General features: G+C 51.2%; 16 protein-coding genes and 1 riboswitch. Of the genes, 11 read left to right on the top strand and 5 right to left on the bottom strand.

The genetic code is table 11. From position 1 onward, the window contains the following. Positions 1 to 2: 2 nt before the first annotated feature. Complete coding sequence (gene acs, locus ABEB26_RS08660) at positions 3 to 1,964, bottom strand: acetate--CoA ligase (RefSeq protein ID WP_345721572.1); 1,962 nt, start codon at positions 1,962 to 1,964, stop codon at positions 3 to 5. Positions 1,965 to 2,304: 340 nt separating this feature from the next. Here acs and hemW point away from each other — a divergent pair, with 340 nt between their 5' ends. The 11 genes from hemW to ABEB26_RS08715 all read left to right on the top strand — a co-directional run bounded on the left by hemW (position 2,305) and on the right by ABEB26_RS08715 (position 17,606). Next, positions 2,305 to 3,630, top strand: coding sequence for a radical SAM family heme chaperone HemW (gene hemW / locus ABEB26_RS08665; protein WP_345721573.1), 1,326 nt, complete (start codon positions 2,305 to 2,307; stop codon positions 3,628 to 3,630). Between the two features lie 256 nt (positions 3,631 to 3,886). Next, a riboswitch (cobalamin riboswitch) is annotated at positions 3,887 to 4,030 on the top strand. A 136-nt stretch (positions 4,031 to 4,166) separates the two neighbouring features. Beyond that, positions 4,167 to 5,198 (top strand): cob(I)yrinic acid a,c-diamide adenosyltransferase, encoded by a 1,032-nt coding sequence (gene cobO / locus ABEB26_RS08670; RefSeq protein WP_345721574.1) that lies wholly within the window; start codon positions 4,167 to 4,169, stop codon positions 5,196 to 5,198. Beyond that, positions 5,198 to 9,502: a cobaltochelatase subunit CobN gene (locus ABEB26_RS08675; RefSeq protein WP_345721575.1), complete on the top strand. Its 4,305-nt coding sequence runs from the start codon at positions 5,198 to 5,200 to the stop codon at positions 9,500 to 9,502. The genes cobO and ABEB26_RS08675 overlap by 1 nt, the downstream gene beginning before the upstream one ends. Then, a complete protein-coding gene (locus ABEB26_RS08680; RefSeq protein WP_345721576.1) occupies positions 9,499 to 10,263 on the top strand; it encodes an SAM-dependent methyltransferase in 765 nt (254 codons plus the stop codon). The genes ABEB26_RS08675 and ABEB26_RS08680 overlap by 4 nt, the downstream gene beginning before the upstream one ends. Beyond that, positions 10,256 to 11,194 carry an adenosylcobinamide-phosphate synthase CbiB gene (cbiB, locus tag ABEB26_RS08685; protein WP_345721577.1) on the top strand — a complete coding sequence of 313 codons (939 nt, stop codon included), beginning with the start codon at positions 10,256 to 10,258 and terminating at the stop codon, positions 11,192 to 11,194. The genes ABEB26_RS08680 and cbiB overlap by 8 nt, the downstream gene beginning before the upstream one ends. A 109-nt stretch (positions 11,195 to 11,303) precedes the next feature. Next, a complete protein-coding gene (locus ABEB26_RS08690; RefSeq protein ID WP_345721578.1) occupies positions 11,304 to 12,329 on the top strand; it encodes an ABC transporter substrate-binding protein in 1,026 nt (341 codons plus the stop codon). A gap of 77 nt (positions 12,330 to 12,406) precedes the next feature. Then, positions 12,407 to 13,441 carry a FecCD family ABC transporter permease gene (locus ABEB26_RS08695; protein ID WP_345721579.1) on the top strand — a complete coding sequence of 345 codons (1,035 nt, stop codon included), beginning with the start codon at positions 12,407 to 12,409 and terminating at the stop codon, positions 13,439 to 13,441. Positions 13,442 to 13,607: 166 nt separating this feature from the next. Further along, positions 13,608 to 14,417, top strand: coding sequence for an ABC transporter ATP-binding protein (locus tag ABEB26_RS08700; protein WP_345721580.1), 810 nt, complete (start codon positions 13,608 to 13,610; stop codon positions 14,415 to 14,417). Continuing rightward, positions 14,405 to 14,950 (top strand): bifunctional adenosylcobinamide kinase/adenosylcobinamide-phosphate guanylyltransferase, encoded by a 546-nt coding sequence (gene cobU, locus ABEB26_RS08705; RefSeq protein WP_345721581.1) that lies wholly within the window; start codon positions 14,405 to 14,407, stop codon positions 14,948 to 14,950. Before ABEB26_RS08700 ends, cobU begins: the two co-directional genes overlap by 13 nt. After that, complete coding sequence (locus ABEB26_RS08710) at positions 14,950 to 16,164, top strand: pyridoxal phosphate-dependent aminotransferase (RefSeq protein WP_345721582.1); 1,215 nt, start codon at positions 14,950 to 14,952, stop codon at positions 16,162 to 16,164. The genes cobU and ABEB26_RS08710 overlap by 1 nt, the downstream gene beginning before the upstream one ends. Continuing rightward, positions 16,146 to 17,606, top strand: a complete 1,461-nt coding sequence (locus ABEB26_RS08715) for a cobyric acid synthase (RefSeq protein WP_345721583.1) — start codon at positions 16,146 to 16,148, stop codon at positions 17,604 to 17,606. The genes ABEB26_RS08710 and ABEB26_RS08715 overlap by 19 nt, the downstream gene beginning before the upstream one ends. A gap of 204 nt (positions 17,607 to 17,810) precedes the next feature. On the opposite strand, the gene ABEB26_RS08720 is transcribed toward ABEB26_RS08715, so the two are convergent. The 4 genes from ABEB26_RS08720 to ABEB26_RS08735 form a co-directional block, all read right to left on the bottom strand. Beyond that, the gene (locus tag ABEB26_RS08720; protein ID WP_345721584.1) at positions 17,811 to 18,620 is read right to left on the bottom strand and encodes an ECF transporter S component; all 810 of its coding nucleotides are present in this window, start codon (positions 18,618 to 18,620) and stop codon (positions 17,811 to 17,813) included. Then, a complete protein-coding gene (locus ABEB26_RS08725; RefSeq protein ID WP_345721585.1) occupies positions 18,617 to 19,588 on the bottom strand; it encodes an RluA family pseudouridine synthase in 972 nt (323 codons plus the stop codon). The genes ABEB26_RS08720 and ABEB26_RS08725 overlap by 4 nt, the downstream gene beginning before the upstream one ends. 24 nt (positions 19,589 to 19,612) lie before the next feature. Continuing rightward, entirely contained in the window at positions 19,613 to 19,969 is a 357-nt protein-coding gene (locus ABEB26_RS08730) for a TraR/DksA family transcriptional regulator (protein ID WP_345721586.1), read from the bottom strand. 158 nt (positions 19,970 to 20,127) lie between these two features. Further along, entirely contained in the window at positions 20,128 to 21,204 is a 1,077-nt protein-coding gene (locus ABEB26_RS08735; RefSeq protein ID WP_345721587.1) for a TolB family protein, read from the bottom strand. Positions 21,205 to 21,211 lie beyond the last annotated feature (7 nt).

A 21,211-nucleotide genomic window follows, 5' to 3' on the forward strand; every position in this document is an offset into this window, starting at 1 on the left:
TTTTATTGCTCCAAGGTGCTCAAATCGCCTTCGGGCAAGCCTAGGGCACGGGCTTTGAGTACGCGGCGCATAATTTTGCCCGAGCGGGTTTTGGGCAAACTTGGCACAAATTGAACTGCTTCAGGGCGAGCAATTGGCCCCATCACCTTGCCAACGTGGGCAATCAGCGCATCCTCAAGATCTTGATTGGCTTCGTAGCCATTTTTCAAAATCACAAAGGTATGAATCGCATTGCCCTTGACTTCGTGGGGCAAGCCAATTGCAGCGGCTTCGGCAACTGATGGATGCGAAACCAGAGCTGATTCGACTTCAGCCGTGCCCAGCCGATAGCCTGAAACCTTGATTACATCATCGATCCGACCAATCACCCAGAAATAGCCGTCTTCGTCTTTGCGAGCGGAATCGCCTGCGGTGTACACGCCTGGAATTCGGCTCCAATATTGCTCAATATAGCGGTCGGGGTTGTTGTAGATAGTGCGCAACATCGATGGCCATGGATTGCGGATAATCAATAAGCCATCTTCATCATCGCTGGCATGCTCGCCCTGATCGTTGACCACATCGGCATCGATGCCAAACGAGGCGCGAGTGCCCGAGCCTGGCTTGAGTGGCGTAGTTGGATTAGGCGTGATCATCATGCTGCCTGTTTCAGTTTGCCACCAAGTATCCATAATTGGGCAATTGTTGCGGCCAATCACCCGATGATACCAGCGCCATGCCTCGGGGTTAATTGGTTCGCCGACCGAGCCAAGCAAACGTAATGAGCCGAGATCATGGCGATTGGGCCAGGCTTCGCCAAAACGCATCAAGCCCCGAATTGCCGTCGGTGCAGTGTAGAGCACGGTTACGCCATAGCGCTCAACAATATTCCACCAGCGGTTGGGGAAGGGGAAGGTTGGTGCGCCTTCATACATCACTTGGGTTGCGCCCAACATCAAGGGGCCATAGACAATGTAGGAGTGGCCAGTGACCCAGCCGGGATCGGCGGCACACCAATACACATCTTCTTCTTTAATATCGAGATTAAAGTGCAGGGTCGTCGCAACCCCAACCTGATAGCCGCCATGGGTATGTACTAAGCCTTTGGGAGCGCCAGTCGTGCCCGAGGTATAGAGCATATATAAAGGATGTTCAGCATCGAGTTGCTCGGTTTCGCACTTGGTCGAAGCGATCGGCAGCGCCATCAATTCTTCATACCACAAGTCGCGGCCTTGTTGCATTTCGACTTCGTGGCCCGTGCGCTTGACCACAATCACAATTTCAACTACAGGCGAGTGCTTAATTGCATCGTCGGTGATCTTCTTCAGCTCAACGACTTTGCCATTCATATAGCCGCCATCGGAAGTAATCACTACTCGCGACTGAGCATCTTGAATGCGGGTGTGCAATGCTTCGACGCTAAAACCACCATAAACTACGCTATGCATCGCGCCAATTTTGGCACAAGCCAACATGGCAATCACAATTTCGGGAACCCGTGGCAAATAGATCGTCACGGTATCGCCCTTTTTGACCCCCATCGATTTGAGCACATTGGCAAATTTATTGACCCGTTTGAACAATTGCCAATAGCTATAGGTCTTGTTATCGCCTTTTTCACTTTCCCAAATCAGGGCCAACTTGTTCTTACGCCAGGTTTTGACATGGCGATCAAGTGCATTGTGCACAATGTTGATCTTGCCATCGTTAAACCATTGGTAAAACGGTGCTTTGCTATCGTCGAGTACTTTGCTAAATGGCACATACCAATCGACCATTCGGGTCGCCATGTCGGCCCAAAAATCCTGATAATGCTCGATCGACCATTGACGCATTGCTTCGACATCGGCGAAGCCTTTTTCACGAGCGTAGGCCAGCACGTTCGAATTCTCAACTAAGGCAGCAGGTGGGTAGTAGAATACTGATTCAGCGTCGTTGCTTGCCGAAAATTGCCCAACAGTAGTTGGTGCAGCATGCTCAGTCATTGAGATGCCTCCTAATTATTACTCACAAGCGGCGGGACAAGTGCGAGGTCTGCCCCAATTGTAGCCTTGATGCTTGGGTTATGTCAAAGTTCTTAGGAGTGAGAACATAGAGCAAAGAACATAGGGCTTGGGGACCCTTGGGTGGGCGTGGTTTACGTACTGGCTGATTTGCGTGAGAACATAGAGCAAAGAACATAGGGCTTGGGGACTGGTCGTTGGGGACTAGGGATCGGAAATAACGATGCAGGATGCATTATGAAGGGTGAAATGGATAGTTCGGGCAATTTGTGGCTAAAACAGCCTTTGTTCCCTTCATGTCCTTCGTGGATTAAATTCTCGCATGCTCAGTTTCTTCATGGCGCAAAGCCTCAAATCGCACTACAATAGTGCAATGACAACACACGATTTAAAACATCTCTATATTCATATTCCGTTTTGCCAAACTCGTTGCGCCTACTGCGATTTCAATACCTTTGCCAATCGTGAAGATTTTATGCAGCGCTATATTGATGCGCTGTGTTTGCATCTTGAACGTATGGTGAGCGGCGAAACCAGCGTTGACCCAACGTGGCCAAAAATAGCAACCCACGCAATTCCATGGGCTAAATATGAGCTGCATGATCTCACGGGGCCGTTGCAGCAAGCCGATTTGCCAGCAACGGTGTTTTTGGGCGGTGGCACACCAACCGCACTCCCCCTGCCTTTGCTTGAAAAACTCATGCAAACAATTGGGCGGATTATTCCGCTAGAGCAGGCCGAAGTTACCAGCGAAGCCAACCCAGGCACGGTGCTTGACCTGAATTACTTGCGAGCCATGCGTTCGATGGGCATTAATCGCCTGAGTATGGGCGTGCAAACCCTGCATGATCCAACCTTGCGCGTGTTGGGCCGGATTCATACTGCCAGCGAAGCACTTGCTTCGTATCAGGCTGCGCGAAAAGTTGGCTTTGAAAATATTAATCTTGATTTTATGTTTGGCTTGCCAGGCCAAGATATTGCTCAATGGCGAGCGATGCTGAAGCAAATTGTGGGCTGGGATACTGAACATTTTGCCTTGTATTCGTTGATTGTTGAGCCAACTACCCCACTAGCAGCCCAAGTAACCGCTGGCCGGGTAAGCATCCCCAACGATGATGCAACTGGCGAGATGTATGAAGTTGCAATGGATATTTTAGGCACAGCTGGTTATGGCCATTATGAGATTTCTAATTGGGCTAAAACCCAAAGCTCAAACTTTAATCCAAGTGAAAGCTTGCCAGCCTACGCCTCACGTCACAACGTTGCCTATTGGCTCAACGCCGATTATTTGGGAGTTGGAGCAGGTGCTCATAGCCATTGGCGTGGCTGGCGCTGGGTTGATCAACGGGTGCTGGAGCCGTTCGCCCAGCAGGTTGAAGGTGGCCAAGCACCATTAATTGATATTCAGCAGTGCGAACCACATGATCGCGATTTTGAAACGATTATGATGGGATTGCGGCTGAATTGTGGTTTAGGGTTTACCCATTTTCAACAGCGCACTGACCACGATTTGCTCGAACGCTATCAGCCAGTGATCGATCAATTAATTGCACAAGGCATGCTTGAGCAAACCCCAAATGCGATTCGCTTTACGCCGCGTGGACGCATGGTCGGCAATCAAGTGATCGAACGCTTTTTGGTTGATTGAAACGTGGGAGCAGTTAATTTTTAACCACGAAGGACACGAAGGGCACGAATGTTGGGTTTGGAAGTACTATTGGATTTGAAAGCAATTCAAACATTCAGCAAATGCACCTTTGCGTCCTTCGTGCTCTTCGCGGTTAACATGTTCATCCCTCATCCTTCATTACTTCATCCCTTCTTTTCTCTGCGCCTCTGTGTTAAATGTCTTTGCTTTTGACTTTTGACTTTAACTCAGGATTGCCCGTATAATCGCGAATGCAATTTACAAGTTTGTTTGTGGTGCGTTGCTGTCCCGGATGACACACACGCGCAATGGGGGAAGCCAGTCCAAGTCTGGCGCTGTCCCGCAACGGTAGGAAGCCCACGCTTCAAGCCCGATAACCCGCCACAAACTCATCGACACTCCAACATTTCCCTCGCGGATCAGGGAAGGAGTTGCTAGACCCTGCTGGGTTTAGTGCCTCTTTTCCTCTTTGGCATGAGCCGAAGAGGTTTTTTCTTGGCTGTTTGCATGCTGGTGTGTCGTCCAACGGAGCCAGCATGAGCGATGCCCCACTGACGATGCGTGCCTATGGCCGCCATTTATTTATTTGTACTGGTGATCAATGTAATGGCGACGCTGACGGCGCGGCCTTAGCCCAATACGCCCTCGAACAACTCGGCGAGCGACGCAAATTACGCAATCCTGAACGGGTCAAATGCTCGACCGTTAGTTGTTTGGGGGTCTGCCAGCGCGGCCCAATTGCGGTGGTTTACCCCGAAGGTATTTGGTATAGCCAGCTTGATCACGATTTGGTTGAACAAATTGTGCAAGCGCATTTGATTAATGGCGAGCCAGTTGAGGCCGCGATTTTTCATCGGTTGTATCCAGTGGATCAAGAGCCGGAATACGCTCCAGCAGTGCGCGGCGATCAAGCGGTTAATCCAATTGAATTGCAGCATGATCAGGCAGTTGAGCAATTAGAGCCAATCGTCGTTGCTGGCACGCAACTGCATTCAACCGAGGAAAAACAGCGCTATCGTGAACAAGTACGCAAATTGCGCAAAGGCAAAAAAGGCCTTGTGATCGTCAATACTGGCAATGGTAAGGGCAAAACCTCGGCAGCATTGGGCGTGATGACCCGGGCGTGGGGCCGTGATCTCAAGGTTAAAGTCATTCAATTTCTCAAACACGAAAACGCCAAGTTTGGTGAATCGCGGGCAGCTGCCAAGATGGAGATTGAGTTTGGTGGTACTGGTGATGGGTTCACTTGGACCTCAAAAGATCTTGATGCGACCAAAGCCAAAGCCCTGCATGGCTGGGAACTGGCCAAAACCGCGATTAGCTCGAATCAGTATCAAATTGTGATTCTCGATGAATTTACCTATGTGATGGCCTTTGGATGGCTCGATGTCAACGAGGTTGTGGCTTGGTTGGCGACCAACAAGCCCGAATTATTGCATGTGATTATCACAGGCCGCGATGCTCCCGCTGCTCTGATCGAGCACGCCGACCTCGTGACCGAGATGCGCGAAATTAAACATCCTTTTACAACTCAAGGCATTCGTGCCCAGATCGGAATTGACTTCTGATGACTGAACGTTTGCAACGCAATATGGTCGAGCGCATCGATGGGCGCATGGTCAACGCTGGTTTCAAGCGCGGAATGTTGTTTATCTGCGCTCATGGCTGCTGCTGCGGGATTACCGAGCGTGGTTTTGCCCCGGTTTGGCCGGAAATTCACCAGCATGAATGGGAAAGCCGCAAATTGCGCAATATCGTTCATTTGAATATGGGCGGTTGTTTGGGGCCATGCCCGTTGGCGAATGTGGCGATGTTGATGTTCGATGGTCAGCCGATTTGGTTTCATTCGCTCAACCAGCCTGAGTTGGTGGTCGCGCTCTACGACTACATCGAAGCCATGATTCAAGCCGATCAGGTGCTGCCTGCACCACCTAATCTCAAAGCCCATGTCTTCAATGGCTTTAAATGGGATGGGCAGGCGACCGCCGCAATTAGCCAAGTGCCAGCGCCAATTAGCCAACCTAGTTTGGGCAATGGCATCGTATTTTTGACCCAAGCTGATACGGATATTCTGTTGATTGAGCAAGCGCGTCGCCAATTGCCCAGCGATTTTGCCAACCTACAAACCGCCAACGTGGGCGATGCCGAGGATCAAACTGCACTTGATGGCTTGCTTGATCGCTTGTTGCCCCAAGCCGAAATTGTGGTGATGCGCTTGATTACGGGCAGCCGTGGCTTTGAACATGGTATCGAACGTTTGCAGCAATGGAGCCAACAAACCAATGGCTTTGTGTTGTATTTGCCTGGCTTCGAGGCGCTTGACCCTGAGTTGATGGCGCTCTCGAATGTTGGCGTGCCGCTGGCGCACCTGATCAGCACTTATTTTATGCAGGGCGGCCTAGAAAACGTGGTTAATGCCTTGGCCTGTTTGAGCGATCACTTATTACTCACTGGTTGGGGCTATGATGCGCCACAGGAATTACCACGCCATGGTATCTACACGCCAGCAGCAAATCGCTGCGAAGGTTGCGCTGGCTCGCAATGCCAAACCAATCAGCAACCTGCCAAACCAACTGTGGGCGTGCTGTTTTATCGGGCGCACATGCTCAGCGGTAACACCGATTTTGTTGATGCGATTTGTTGGGCAATCGAGGCTCAGGGTATGCAAGCACGGGCGGTGTATACCCACTCGCTCAAGGAAGGTGGCACGCATAATCTACCAGCCGCCTTGGAATGCTTGCAAGCTGAGGGTCCAATTGATGCCTTGATTTGCAGTTTGTCGTTTGCCTTGGGCAACGTCAATACCGAAGGCCCAACCCTCGCAGGCTGGGAAATCGATCTGCTGCAACAAATGAATGTGCCAATTATTCAAGCGATTGCCAGTGGCCGCTCGCGAGAGCAATGGCAACGCGCAGGCCGAGGATTAAGCTCGCTCGATACAGCGATTAATGTGGCGATTCCCGAATTTGATGGCCGGATTATTACCGTGCCAATCTCATTCAAAGAGCAAGACCCCAACTCTGGCGGTGTGCGCTATGTGCCAGATCTCGAACGGGTTGAGCGAGTGGTCGGGATTACGCGGCGCTTAGTCAATTTGCGCCATAAACCCAACGCTGAAAAACGCATCGCCTTTGTGTTTACCAACAGCAGCGCCAAAGCCTCACGGGTTGGCAATGCGGTCGGCTTGGATGCGCCAGCTTCGTTATTGAGCTTGCTCCACGCCATGCAGGCCGAGGGTTATCAGGTTGGAAATTTACCAGCTAGCAGCGATCAATTATTGCTCGATTTGATCGATCGTTGTTCGTATGATCAAACCTGGCTGACTGAGCAACAATTAGCCCAAGCGGTGCATGTGCCAGTCGCGCAATATCAACAATGGTTTAGCGAATTGCCCGCCAATTTACAAGCCAGCATGATCAAACAATGGGGTGAAGCGCCTGGCACGGCCTATTTGAGTGAACAAGGATTGGCCTTGGCGGGCTTGGAGTTTGGCAATGTGTTTGTGGCTTTGCAGCCGCCACGTGGTTATGGCATGGACCCCAACGCAATTTACCATATGCCCGATTTGCCGCCGCCGCACAGTTATTATGCACTTTATCGCTGGCTACGCGATGGTTGGCAGGCCGATGCCTTGGTGCATATGGGCAAACACGGCACGCTGGAATGGCTGCCTGGCAAGAGCGTTGGCCTGAGCCGCGAGTGCTTCCCCGATGCCTTGATCGGCGATTTGCCAGTGATTTATCCATTTATTATCAACGATCCAGGTGAGGGCAATCAAGCTAAACGCCGCAGCCATGCCGTGATCATCGACCATATGACTCCGCCGATGACCAGCGCTGGAGCCTATGGTCAGTTGGCCGAATTGGCGCAATTGGTCAATGAATATTATCAAGTTGAGCAACTCGACCCGAATAAATTGCCCCTGTTGCAGCGCCAAATTTGGAACTTGCTGCAAACCAGCAATCTCAGCGATGATTTGCAATTTATTCTCAAGGCCAACCACGGCGACCACACCCACGATTGGGATGGCTCGTTCCTTGAGGATGGCACGCCCACCGCCTTTGCCGAGATGGAAGGCCGCCAAGTCGCCCACTTACTCGAAGATATTGAAGGCTATTTGTGCGAACTGACCGGAGCGCAAATTCGCGATGGCTTGCACATTTTGGGAACCTTGGCAGAGGGCGACCAATTGCCAGAATTGTTGTTTCACCTGACCAAGCTGCCCAATCTTGATGTACCAAGTTTGCCGCTGGTGGTTGGCAAACTGTATGGTTTGGATTGGAATAATTTGCAAGCCACTTTGGGCGAGCGCTTAGCTCAGCCGTTGCAATTGGCCGACCAAACCCTTTACAGCAATGGCGATGTGGCGGCTTGGCTCGAACAGCATTGCAAAATAATTTTACATAACCTTGAGCGGCAAAACTGGCAAATTGCTGCAATTCCTTCGGTTTTAGACGCTAGTTTATTGCCCAGCGCCGCAGCTTGGGATGAAACCGTCGTTGCGCCATTGGAATTTATCTGCAACCAATTAATTCCCAATTTGCATGAAAGTGCGCGGGCCGAGATTGCCAGCCTGCTGCATGGCTTGAATGGCGGCTATATTCCGGCGGGACCAAGCGGAGCGCCAACCCGTGGTATGGCCCATGTACTACCGACAGGCCGCAACTTCTATGCGGTTGATCCGCGTTCATTGCCCAGCGCGGCGGCTTGGCAAGTTGGTCAGCATTTGGCCGATGATTTGATTCGGCGCTATCAACGTGAAGAAGGCAGCTACCCGCGCAGCGTTGGTATCAGCATTTGGGGCACTAGTGCTATGCGCACTTACGGCGATGATATTGCCCAAGTGCTGGCTTTATTGGGCGTGCGGCCAGTGTGGCAAGCCGAAAATCGCCGGATCACGGGCGTTGAAGTGATTCCGTTGGTCGAGCTTGGTCGCCCACGGATTAATGTAGTTTGTCGAATTAGCGGCTTCTTCCGCGATGCTTTTCCACACTTGGTCAGTTTGCTTGACCAAGCAGCCCAAACCGTGATTGCACTTGATGAGCCGCTCGATCAAAATTTCGCTCGCCAACAGGCCTTTGTGGCAACCGAGCAGCTAATTAAAACTGGTTTGGCTCCCGAGATTGCCCAGCAACAAGCGCGTTATCGGGTTTGGGGTTGCAAGCCAGGGAGTTATGGCGCAGGCATTTTGCCCTTGATCGATAGCCAAAATTGGCAGGATGACGCTGATTTTGCTCGGGCCTACATTGCTTGGGGTGGTTATGCCTACACCAGCAACGATTATGGGGTTGAAGCCGCCGATGCGTTTGGCACAGCCTTGAGCGAAGTCCAAGTTGCTACCAAAAATCAAGATAATCGCGAACACGATATTTTTGATAGCGACGATTATATGCAATATCACGGCGGCATGATCGCCACGATTCGCGCCTTGACTGGCCACAACCCACGCCGCTACTTTGGCGATTCGAGCAACCCACAGCGCCCGCAAACCCGTGATCTGCGTGAAGAAGCGCGACGGGTGTTTCGCAGTCGGGTGGTTAATCCCAAATGGATCGAAAGCATGCGCCGCCACGGCTACAAGGGTGCGTTGGAGTTAGCCGCCACCGTCGATTATCTGTTTGGCTACGATGCTACGGCTCAAGTTGTCGATGATTGGATGTATCACTCGATTGCTGAGCACTATTTGCGTGATGAGGAGATGCAGCAATTTTTTGCTGATAGCAACCCATGGGCTTGGCAAGCGATTGCCGAACGCTTGCTCGAAGCGATTGATCGCGATTTATGGCACGACCCTGAACAACACGATATCGATCTGCTCAAAGCCGCCCAAGCGTTGGGTTTGAGCAATTTACAACAGCGAGGCCAGCTATGAACAACAACGATTGGTATCGCTATTTTGCGCCGCGCCAAGTTGCTACATTGAGCGTCGAACGCCAACAAGCCGATTATGCTGCCGCCCAGCTCGATCTCGATTTTGTGCTGGCTCAGATTGGCATTGGCCCAAACGCCAGCATTCTAGAAATTGGCTGCGGGTGGGGTCGGCATAGCGTGGCCTTGGCCGAACGTGGGTTTGCGCACGTTTTGAGCATCGACATTGCGCCCGAATTGCTGCAAGCGGCCCAAGCCTTTGCCCTGCAACGCGGCCAAGCTTGCCAATTCCACCAACAAGATTTTATTGAAATTGATGCGCAACCGTTCGATGCGATCTTCTCGTTGTATGACCGCAGTTGTTGTGGCTACCCCAGCGAGGCTGCTGATGCCCAAAGTTTGCAGCATTTAGCCAATTTGCTGCAACCCAATGGCTGGCTCATTTTTGGCATCAACGATTGGCCGTTTGCCTTGCCTGAAGCCAGTCAACGCTGGGCCGAAACTGAACAAGGCTTGGAGTTGTACGAGGTGATTGCTGATCGCAGCGCCATGACTTGTACCGATCGCTTGACCGTACTTAACTCGGGCCAACGCACCAGCTATGAATTGACGCGCCGCCATTATTACGTGCCCGAATTACAACGCTTGCTCAGCAATGCAGGCTTGCGTTTGATCAGCGCTTGGCATTGCTTAGATCACAATCGACCGTATGGCGATGGCAGTAATGGCCTGTTTATTTTCGCCCAGCGAGCGAGCAATGGCTAAACGAGCGCTGAGTGGTTTATTAGCCTTGGCCTGCGATGCGCTCTTGCCTGAATTGCCCAATCAGCTGCATCCGGTGGTTTGGATGGGCAAATGGATCAAGCGGGGCGAGCAGTTCGCGCCCAATAACGAGGCTGTCCGTTTGGTTTGGGGCGCAGTTTGGCTCGGCGCGGGCATGGGCTTGAGTGCAGGCTTGGTAGCCTGTATCCCCAAATATCCACTGGCTCAAGCCTTGGTTGCCCAAAGCTTATTGGCCTATCGAGCGCTTGATCGGGCGGTGGGTGAAGTGCAAACAGCGCTCGTCGCCAACGATTTGATTGAAGCACGGCGCTTGTTAAGCTGGCATTTGGTCAGTCGCGATACAGCAGAGCTAAGCCCAAGCGACGTTGCCGCCGCCGCAATTGAATCGCTGGCCGAAAATCTTTCGGATAGCGTAATTGCCCCGTTGTTTTGGTATTTGGTGGCTGGTTTGCCAGGTTTGGCCGCCTATCGCATGAGCAATACTTTCGATGCGATGTGGGGCTATCGCAATCAACGGTTTGAATATCTTGGCAAAGTTGCCGCCCGTTGCGATGATGCACTCAATTTGATTCCAGCACGTTTGACTGCTGGCCTGCTTTGGCTGATTGCCCATGGCCAACGTCAACGCACTTGGCAGATAGTTTGGCGTGATCATGGCAAAACAGCCTCGCCCAATGCTGGTTGGCCAATGGCGGCTATGGCTGGGGCTTTAGATACCCAGTTGATCAAAATCGACCATTATCAACTAGGTGATGGTCTGGTTCAGCCTGACCCAGCTTTGATGCAACAAGCCCGCCAGTTAGCCCGCCGCGTGATTTTTCTGGTCGTGGCTGGTTTAGTTGTTGGGAGTATCAAAGAACATAGAACAAAGAGCATAGAACATAGGGAATGGGGAGCAGAAACTAAGAATTAGTGAGTAAAGTTTTAACCGTTAAGATCGCGAAGGACACGAAGAGCCGATTTAACAATTTCATCCTTCATCCCTCATACTTCATCCTTTATAAAAATGGGGTTCAATTCACATGACCAAGCTTCGATTTAGCCGATTTTTGAGCGTTTTTTTGTTATTAAGCAGTTTGATTGCGTGTGGCGCTGCCGAAAATGGCATTACCCAAGCGCCTGCCACAACTGTGCCCGCAACCGCAACAACTGCTAGCGCTGGCGTAGCCCCAACTGCCGAATTGACTCCAACTGCAACGAGTAGCGTCAGCTATCCCTTAACAATTAAAGATAGCCTTGGGCGTGAAGTTACCTTGCTAGCAGCACCTAGCCGGATCGTTTCGTTAGCGCCCTCGAACACCGAAATTCTGTTTGCGGTTGGCGCGGGCGATGCCTTGGTCGGTGTGACCAAATATTGTAATTACCCCGAAACTGCCAAAAGTATCGATCAAATTGGCGGCTTCTCGGCCAAATCGATCAGCCTCGAAACCATTGTTGCGCTCAAGCCCGATGTTGTATTTTCGGGCGATGAGAGCCAACAAACTGTGATCGATGCCTTAGCTCAAGCCAATATTCCAGTCATTGCGATCAAAGCTGAAACCTTCGAGGCCGTCTATCAAAATATTAATTTGATTGGTCAAGCGACTAATCATCCAACAGAAGCGGCCCAAGTTGTGGCTGATATGCAAGCTCGGATCGGCGCAGTAACCGCTAAAACTAGCACTCTGGCTGCTGCCGATAAATTAAGCGTCTTCTATGAGGTTTATGATGAGCCATTGATGACTGCTGGCCCGCAAACCTTTATCGGCCAAATGCTTGAACTGGCTGGAGCGACCAATATTTTTGCTGATGTTAGCGAAGAGTATCCCGAAATCAGTGCCGAAGAGGTCGTCAATCGGCAACCAGCGGTGATCATCGGGCCTGAATCACATGGTGATAAACTGACGATTGATCTGATCGCCCAACGCCCAGGCTGGGGCGCAATCAAGGCAGTCAAGGATGGCAAGATCGTCGTTTTGAATGGTGATATGCTTTCGCGGCCAGGCCCACGTTTGGCCGATGCCTTAGAAGCACTCAGCCAAGCCTTATATCCCGAATTGTTTAAATAAGCCTGATTAAGCTTAATCAGCGTTTGCCAAGCAGCGTCAGCAATGGCGCTGCTTGCTCCAGTTTTGAAGGGTTGGTTTTGGCACGATTAATATCCAAGCCCTATTGGCGCGATTTGCTGGCATTTGGTGGGCTACTTGGGTTGTTGTTCTTAACGATGGTGCTAAGCCTTGGCATCGGCGCGGTGCAATTTAGCCCCAGCGAAGTGCTACAAGCGATCATTCAGCCTCAGCATCCTAGCACCAATGCCACTGCTGTCACGATCGTTTGGGATTTGCGGCTGGCTCGCATGCTCTTGGCGGCCTTGATTGGCGCTGGTTTAGCAAGTGCCGGAGCGGCATTTCAGGGCTTATTTCAAAATCCCTTGGCTGATCCATTTGCTATCGGTGCATCGGGTGGGGCGGCCTTGGGCGCAACTTTAGCGATTGTGCTGCGAATTCAGTGGCAATGGCTGGGGTTTAGTGCGGTTGCCCTGTGTGCCTTTATTGGTGCTTTATTGGCGGTTGGGGTGGTGTATACGATTGCCGAAGTTGGTGGACAAGCACCACACACGGCCTTGCTCTTGGCGGGAGCAGCGCTCAGCACCATGCTTTCGGCCACCGTTTCGTTATTGTTATTGATGAACGAGCAACCGTTGTATGAGGTGTTTGCCTGGTTGCTAGGCGGTTTATCAGGCCGTAGCTGGGATAATTTGTGCAGCAGCTTGCCGTTTGTGGTACTAGGTATTGCGTGGCTTTGGCTGCTAGCACGGCGAATCGATGCCCTCAGTTGTGGCGATGAAGTGGCCCAAAGTTTGGGCTTATCGCTGTGGCGTACTCGTAGCGCCGTGATTGCCGCCGCCAGCATCACGACTGCCGCAACCGTCGCCAATGGCGGCATTATTGGCTTTGTTGGTTTGATTGCGCCGCACATTGCCCGCTTGCTGTTTGGAGCCAACCATGCCCGTTTGATTCCTGCCAGCGGTTTAGTTGGGGCGATGTTGTTGGTGCTGGCTGATACAACGGCCCGCACAATCGCCGCACCCTTGGAATTACCGGTTGGCATTTTGACTGCCATGCTCGGCGGCCCATTCTTTTTGTATCTGCTCAAGCGGTCGCGAGGAGTCATGATGTAGGGATGAAGTCAAAAGTCAAAAGTCAGGAGCCCATAGCATGATCATAACAAATTTATTGCCAAAAAATAATCATTCGTGGAATTCGTGGCGAAAAACAGCCTTCGTGATCTTCGCGATCTTCGCGGTTTCGGCTCCTTCGTGAATAATTCCTAGAAAGCCTTAATCCATGTCAAACCCAATTCTCACAATCGAGCAGCTTGGCTGTCGTTATGGCTCGCGCACAGTATTCGAGCAACTTGATTTACATGCTGCCAAAGGCGAAGTTTTGGCACTGCTTGGGCCGAATGGCGCTGGCAAAAGCACATTATTGCGTTGTTTGGCACGCTTGCAACGCCCGCAACAAGGCCAAATCTGGCTTGATGGACAGCCGTTGTGGCAAATAAAACCACGTTTGGTTGCTCAGCAAATTGCCTTTGCTCCGCAGCAATCTGGCTTAAACCCCGAATTAAGCGTTGAGCAAATGCTGTTGCTGGGCCGTACGCCGCATCGAGGTTGGCTGCTACCAATGACAAAAGCTGATCGAACGATTGTTGAGCAAATGCTTGAGCGCTTTAATTTAATCAAGTATCGGCGGCAAAGTCTGGCTGAGCTTTCGGGTGGCGAACAACGGCGGGTGATTATTGCCCGAGCCTTGGCGCAGCAGCCCAAAATTTTATTGCTTGATGAACCAACTGCCCATCTTGATTTGAAATATCAACTGGAAATTATGCAATTGGTCAGCGATTTAGCGCATAACGATGGGGTTTGTGTGATTTTGACTCTGCATGATCTAAATCAAGCCAGCTTGTGTGCCGACCGGATCGCCTTGCTAGCGCATGGCCGCTTGCAGGCCGTTGGCGCACCAAGCGCTGTGTTGCGCAGCGAATTGATTGAAGCGGCTTATGAAGTGCCAATTCAGCTGATCGAACATCCTAACCATAACTTACCGCTGGTGATGCTTCAACCACAGCGCAAGGAACCAGCATGGCCCAATTAATTCTATTCACGGGCGGCGCTCGCAGCGGCAAAAGCTGGCGAGCTGAACAATATGCCAGTCAACAAGCCGAGCATATCGTTTATATCGCCACTGCTCAGGCTGGCGATGCTGAAATGCAACACCGGATTGACCTGCACCAATCCCAACGCCCCAGCCATTGGCAAACCATCGAAGCACCACTGGTGGCCAGCCAAACTCTAGCGCAACTCCCAATTGGTAGCGTGGTGTTGCTCGATTGTCTAACCTTGCTGGTGAGCAACCTGTTGCTTGCCAATGAAATCCGGCCCGAACCGATAGTGCAAGCCGAAATTCAGGCAATCTTGGCGGCTCAGCAAGCCCGTGATTTACACTTGATTGTTGTGACCAATGAAGTTGGTATGGGCATTGTACCCGCCTATGCCTTGGGTCGAGTCTATCGCGACCTGATTGGGCGGGCCAACCAGCAAATCGCCGCCGCTGCCAACGCAGTTTATCTGGTTGTAGCGGGCATGCCCATCGACATTCGCCAACTGCAAGCAGCGTGGGCCAAGTAATGCAACATCCAATTCATGGCGCAATTGATTATGCTGAATTGCAGCAACGTGGGCTTGCAGCTAACCAAATCGACGATTTCAGCAGCAATGTTAACCCGCTTGGCACGCCGAGTTTTGTTCGTGAAGCCTTGGCAACTATTGATTTGGCACATTACCCTGATCGTCAATCGTTGGCGTTGCGTGCGGCCTTGGCCAAACACCATGCTTGTGAAATTGAACAGATTTTGATTGGCAATGGCAGCAATGAGTTAATTCATTTGATTGCGCGGGCTTTGCTGCAACCGAACGATGCTGTTTTACTCATCGAGCCAACTTTTGGTGAATATGCCTATGCTAGCAGTTTGGCGGGCGCTCAATTGCTGCACTATCGGGCAACTGCCGAAACTGGCTTTGCGATTGATGTTGTGGCTTGTTGTCATTTGATCAATCAATATCGCCCACGCTTGATTTGGCTGTGCAATCCTAACAATCCAACTGGCATGTATTTGGATTCTGAAGCGATTGAACAACTGCAAGCCGCCTGTGCCGCAGTTGAGGGCTATTTGGTACTCGATTTGGCCTATGCTGATCTAGGGGTCAGGGGTCAGGGGTTAGGGAGAAGGGGCCAAGAGTCTCAGTATATTCGAATCTTAACTGAAGAAGAGCAAGTTAGGGGTCAGGGGTCAGAGGTCAGGGAGCAGGGAGATGGGGTTAAGAAATGGGGAGCGGATTGGTATGGGCATCAACTTTCTGACCCCCAACCCCCAACCCCCAGCCCCCATAACATCATTCAACTTTACTCGCTGACCAAAAGCTATGCCTTGGCAGGGTTGCGCTTGGGCTATCTTATGGCTGAGCCAACAATCATCGCTAGCTTGCAGCGCTGGCAGCCGCAATGGAGCGTCAATAGTTTGGCTCAGGCTGCTGGACTAGCGATTTGCCAACATCCGCGTTGGCTGAACCAAAATCTTGCTCAATGGTGGGCTTGGAGCAAGCAATTACGCCAGAGTTTGAGCCAACTTGGCTTGAATGTTTTGCCAAGCTGCCTGCCATTTTTCTTAGTTGAAGTTGCTAACGCCCAGCAAACCCGCAGTGCTCTGCTTGACCACGCTTGCTTGGTGCGCGATTGTAGCTCGTTTGGCTTGCCGCAGTTTGTACGGATTGCCCCGCGCCAACCAGCCGCAAATCAACGCTTGATTACTGCTTGGAGATGTGTATGCTCGCCCCTGTTTTGATGGTTGTCGGAACCGCCTCGTCGGTTGGTAAAAGCACCTTGGTTAGTGCACTTTGCCGAATTGCTGCCCGTCGTGGCATTCGCGTTGCCCCCTTCAAAGCCCAAAATATGAGCAATAATGCTGCGGTTACCGCCAACGGCGAAGAAATTGCCCGTAGCATTGCCGTCCAAGCAGCGGCAGCTAAGCTTACGCCTAGTGTGCAGATGAACCCAATTTTGATCAAGCCTGAGGGCCAGCGCCGCAGCCAAATTATTGTGCAAGGCCGACCATGGCAGACGCTTGAGGCAATCGATTATTGGCAACGCAAACACATGCTCTGGGAAATTGTTACCAGTAATCTCGATAGTTTGCGCCAAACATACGATTTGGTGATTGCTGAGGGCGCAGGCAGTCCAGTTGAATTAAATCTCAAAACTCACGATATTACCAATATGCGGGTGGCAACCTATGCTCAAGCCCAAACCTTATTGGTTGGCGATATTGACGTTGGCGGAATTTTTGCGGCAATGCTGGGCACATTGATGCTGCTGGAGCCAGAGGAACGCCAATTAATCGCTGGCTTGATCGTCAATCGCTTTCGTGGCGACCCCGATTTATTTACTGATGGAATTCAAATTCTCGAACAACGCAGCCATAAACCAGTCTTGGGCGTTGTGCCATGGTTGCCGCAGCTGGGCTTGCCTGAGGAAGATGCGGTTGCCTTGGAACGACCTGATCAAACAACCAACAATGCGGCTCTAACGATTGGGGTGATTCATCTGCCTGCAATCGCCAACTTCGACGATTTTGATCCCTTGGCCCAAGAGTCGGGCGTGGCAGTGCGCTACATCAACCAGCCACATGAATTACAGCATTGCCAAGCGCTGATTTTGCCAGGCACAAAGCACACGCTTGCTGCGCGACAGTGGCTCGCCGAACAAGGCTTCGATCAAGCAATTCAACAATTTCAAGGGCCAATTGTCGGAATTTGCGGCGGCTATCAGTTGCTTGGCCAGCAAATTGATGATCCAAATGCAGTTGAAGGCACTGGCGGTGGCATGGCAGGCTTAGGTTTATTACCAATCACCACGATCTTTCAGCGCCACAAGCAAACTCGCCAAGTTCAGGCGATCAGCAATTTACCGTGGGCCAACAACTACCCACTGACTGGCTATGAAATTCATATGGGGCAAACTGAACTGTTGGCTGATCAACCAGCCTTTAGGATTGAACAAGCTGAATCAACCCATGCTGATGGCTGTATGCGGGCTGATGGCAAGGTTTGGGGCTGTTACATTCATGGTATTTTTGCCAATACCGAGTTTCGCCAAGCTTGGCTGAGCAGCCTTGGTTGGCAGGTTCAGCCTGCGATTCAAGCAATCGATCCCTTTGAGCGGCTCGCCGACCATGTTGAGCAACATTTGGAGCCGAATTTATTAGCAAGATTGTTGGAAATTTCGTGATTGAGGGCAAATGAATGTTAACGCAGAGGAGTGAGGGATCAGGGGCTAGGCTTAACGCAGAGTCATAGCAGAAACAAGTTGGGCTTTGCGGCATGTAGCGTAATCACATCCATCTGTGTCAATCTGTGGCTAAAAAAGAGCCTTCGCGCTCTTCGCGGTTTCAATCCTGTGTATCCTTTGTGGATAAAACCTGATCCTGATGTTCTATGTTCTATGTTCTAGGCTCTGATCAGTTTGCCAATTGAGCCGGAGCTGAAATCGCCGCAAGACTGCCAGAATTGGCTTACCAAAAGCCATAATCAGCAAAACATTGAATAAGGCGCGTGTGGCATCCCAGCCCAACGAAGTTAGCAGATAAAAGGCCCAATAGCGCTCTAAGGTTGGGCCAAGCCCCAAACCTGGTTGCCACGAAATTGCGCTTTCACCTGTGCTAAATGGCCAAAATGTCAGGTTCATCAAGCCGCCGAAGAGCAAGCCCCAAACCCAGCCAAACGCTGCCAGCAGCACGACTTCGCCCCACCCAGCATCGGCCAATTTCAACCAGCGTTTGAGCGGCTGCAACAAGCCGGTGCTTAATCCCAGCCAGCCCATTGCCAACATCTGAAACGGCATCCACGGGCCAATGCCTGCTACCAACAAGGCTGAAACTGCTAAACTTAAGCTGCCCAGCAAAAAGCCAAAGCGCCCACCATACACAAAGCCCGCCAAGATCACCAAAAAGAAAAAGGTTGGGCTATCACCTGGGCCAGCAGGCAAGCGCAGCACTGCATTGATCGCCACCAACATTCCCAAGGCCGCCACCACCCGCGAATTCATCGCATGACTATTGAGATCTGCCAGAATAATCCCGAGCAATAATGGCCCAAGCAACAGCATTATTAAGGGGGCATCGGCAGCATGATTATCGCCAGCCTGCACTTCGCTCAGAAAAAATGGATAAAAAAAGCCAACCAGCCCAATCAGGCTGGTTACCCCCACCAAAATACGGCTGGCAACCGGGGTGGCTCGGCTCATGAAACAGCTTCAATCAATGGGTCGGGATACACAATTGTTTCGTAGCGGGTGCGCAAGGTTGTCAGAATTTTCTCTAATTCAACTGGTAGCGGGACTTCCCACGAGCGCCATTCGCCAGTACTTGGCAGGCGAAAACCCAAATGATAGGCATGCAAAAAGTGGCGTTCGATGCCAAACGTTTCTTTGGGCTTGCGATGACCATACAAGGCATCATTTAAAATTGGCCGATTGCGATAGGAAAAATGCACCCGAATTTGATGGGTGCGACCTGTTTCGAGGGTTGCACGAACCAATGAATAAGGGCCAAGCACCTCAAGCACCTGATAATGAGTCACTGCATAACGACCTTCGGGCATCACCATCATCCGCAAACGGTTATTGGGGTTGCGGCCAATTGGCGCATCGATTGTACCAGTTGGTTCACGCCAATGGCCTTCGACCAAGGCCAGATATTTTTTATGCATCCGTCGCGCCATCTGTTGCTCAGTTAGCATCATTCGTGCTTGATCATGCTTGGCAATCACCAATAAGCCTGAGGTGTCTTTATCCAAGCGATGCACAATACCTGGTCGTAAATCGCCGCTGGTGGTCAAATGGGGATAACGATAGAGTAAGGCATTGACCAATGTGCCAGTGGTATGGCCAGGCGCAGGATGCACGACCATACCTGCTGCCTTGTTGACCAACAGCACATCGGCATCTTCGTAGATCACATCAAGCGGTAAATCTTCGGCCACGATATCGGTCGGCTTAGCCAGCGGCAGAAAGATTTCAATCTGATCGCCAATTTGCATTGGTAAACTGGATTTTGCGCCGCGCCCATTGACTCGAATATGTAAATCGGTAATTAATTGTTGAACATACGTCCGCGATAAATCAGGCATATTGGCAGAAACAAGCCGATCTAAACGTTGGCCTGCTTCTGCTTCGCCCACCTGAATTGTGGTTAAATTGGCCGTTGGCTCCATCGCTCAATCCTCTGCTGTACTGGGTTAACTAGTGGCGGCCTCAATTGAAAGCGCTGCATACGGCAACACCTCAAGCCGTTCAATCGGAATCGGCTTGCCAGTTTTAAGGCAAATACCATAGGTGCCATGATCAATGCGATCAAGCGCAGCTTCAACCTCGCCAATCAAGCGTTGGCGATCTTCAATTAAGGCAAAATTCTTTTCACGCTCAAAAATATCCGAGGCATCATCGGCAATATGATTACTAACCCCAAACTCAGCATCTTGATTAAGCTGGTTGGTGGCCTCTTCCAAACGCTGAACTTCTTCATTCAGATGGTTATGTATATCGTGCAAGCGATCTTTGAAATAGCCTAATTGCGCTTTTGATAAAGTCATCATGTACTCCCACACAAATTTTAAGCCAGGATTATAGCACGCTCATGGGCAAGACTCTAGCCATGAACCGTGATTTTGCCCAAATCTTGTAGAGATCTAACGCTTTTGCTGCTTGTGTGGATGGATCGTGGCGCTATTGTACACGATATTTAGCTATATGCTTAGTGGCTAGCCCACTCTAAAAACCAATAGGGTTGCACTGGTGTCAACGGGCGATCTTCGCCAGTTGCCAAGGTATATTCCATCAAGCCATCGTAGCCATGGATAAACAGAAAGTGCTTGCCATCGGGATTCCAGGCAGTGCGGCCATCATCAATATTTTGAGCTAGCGGCTTCAATGCTCCATCGCTGGCGTTAACTTGCCATAATGAAACTGGCTCGCCATGAGCGCTGGCAATCTCGACCCCGAGCAACACTTCCCACCAAGCCAACGTTGGCTCTGCGCCGCCACCAATTGCGCCAGGCCCGCCGCCAACCGTCATCACAATGCTTTTACCATCGGGCGACCAACGTGGAGCCACAATCGATTTGAAGGGCGGATCAGGCTGGCCCAACGGCTGAGCATTGCTGCCATCAAGCTTGGCTAGCATCAACGAGGGAAAGCCAATTTCAACATTCGGCTGAACATAGACCAGCTGTTGACCATCGGGCGAAAGGGCAGGCGTAGTAGCACCTTCAACCACAACCGTTTCTTGGTTGCTGCCCAAAGCATAGCGTGCCACGGCAATTTCTTCGCCAACAAATTGGTTTTTCGCATCGAGCAGGGTGCGACGGCGGGTCAAATATAATGATTGATTATCGCTAGCCCAACTGGGCTCGCTTAGCGAAACATCGATGTTGCCATAGGCCAAAAGACTGCCTTTGCCCGTGGCCGCATCGACCCCACAGACAATGCTCGATTGCAACCAAGGAATCGCCAAATCAATTGGCGGCAACATCAACGAATAGGCTAAGGTTTTGCGATCATGCGACCAAGCAGCATCACGAATCAGGGTGCGTTCCTTGACGGTGGTCAATTGGCTGGCCTCAGTGCCATCGCCATTGATCGACCACATATTGCCTTCGAGGCCGACGATCACTGGTTTGATGATCGGCTCTGTATCAACACAATAGCCAGCCAAGTTAGCAGCATCGGGTGATGTTGGAACTTGGGGAGCAGTTGTAACGCTATTCGAGGCTGCGCCACAGCCAGCTAAACCAACAATTAAACCAACAATTAAAAGCTGTTTTTTCATCATAATTGTG

The organism is Herpetosiphon gulosus (assembly GCF_039545135.1).
Taxonomy (GTDB): domain Bacteria; phylum Chloroflexota; class Chloroflexia; order Chloroflexales; family Herpetosiphonaceae; genus Herpetosiphon; species Herpetosiphon gulosus.